This is a genomic window from Micromonospora sp. RTP1Z1, assembly GCF_033804685.1.
Taxonomy (GTDB): Bacteria; Actinomycetota; Actinomycetes; order Mycobacteriales; family Micromonosporaceae; genus Micromonospora.
Map to the genome: position 1 here is coordinate 1 of NZ_JAPFQV010000142.1, position 1049 is coordinate 1049.

The window sequence follows — 1049 nt, forward strand, 5'->3', positions numbered from 1 at the left end:
GCGCGGCAGGACGGAAAGACCCCGGGACCTTTACTATAGCTTGACATTGGTATTTGAATTAGCTTGTGTAGGATAGGTGGGAGCCGGTGAAGTCCATACGCCAGTATGGGTGGAGGCAATCTTGAAATACCACTCTGGTTGATTTGGGTATCTAACTTCGGACCGTTATCCGGTTCAGGGACAGTGTCTGGTGGGTAGTTTAACTGGGGCGGTTGCCTCCTAAAAGGTAACGGAGGCGCCCAAAGGTTCCCTCAGCCTGGTTGGCAATCAGGTGTTGAGTGCAAGTGCACAAGGGAGCTTGACTGTGAGACTGACAGGTCGAGCAGGGACGAAAGTCGGGACTAGTGATCCGGCACTGGCATGTGGAAGCGGTGTCGCTCAACGGATAAAAGGTACCCCGGGGATAACAGGCTGATCTTCCCCAAGAGTCCATATCGACGGGATGGTTTGGCACCTCGATGTCGGCTCGTCGCATCCTGGGGCTGTAGCAGGTCCCAAGGGTTGGGCTGTTCGCCCATTAAAGCGGTACGCGAGCTGGGTTTAGAACGTCGTGAGACAGTTCGGTCCCTATCCGCCGTGCGCGTAGGATACTTGAGAAGGGCTGTCCCTAGTACGAGAGGACCGGGACGGACGAACCTCTGGTGTGCCAGTTGTCCCGCCAGGGGCACGGCTGGTTAGCTACGTTCGGAAGGGATAACCGCTGAAAGCATCTAAGCGGGAAGCCTGCTTCAAGATGAGGTATCCCACCACCTTCGGGTGGGTAAGGCCCCCAGCTAGACGACTGGGTTGATAGGCCGGAAATGTAAGCCCGGTAACGGGTTCAGTTGACCGGTACTAATAGGCCGAGGACTTGACTACTAAGCTGCTACGCGTCCACTGTGCAACTCCCGACAAACGAACAACAGACCACGTGTGTGGTGTTGTTTGACATGTCGATAGAGTTACGGCGGTCATGGCGGAGGGGAAACGCCCGGTAACATTCCGAACCCGGAAGCTAAGCCCTCCAGCGCCGATGGTACTGCACTCGGGAGGGTGTGGGAGAGTAGGAC

2 rRNA genes are annotated in these 1049 nt (G+C 56.3%); both read left to right on the top strand.

The features are described 5' to 3' along the window. Positions 1 to 858, top strand: a 23S ribosomal RNA gene (locus SLP03_RS31410); the annotation flags it as partial. 84 nt (positions 859 to 942) lie between these two features. Beyond that, positions 943 to 1049 (top strand): 5S ribosomal RNA (gene rrf, locus SLP03_RS31415); the annotation flags it as partial.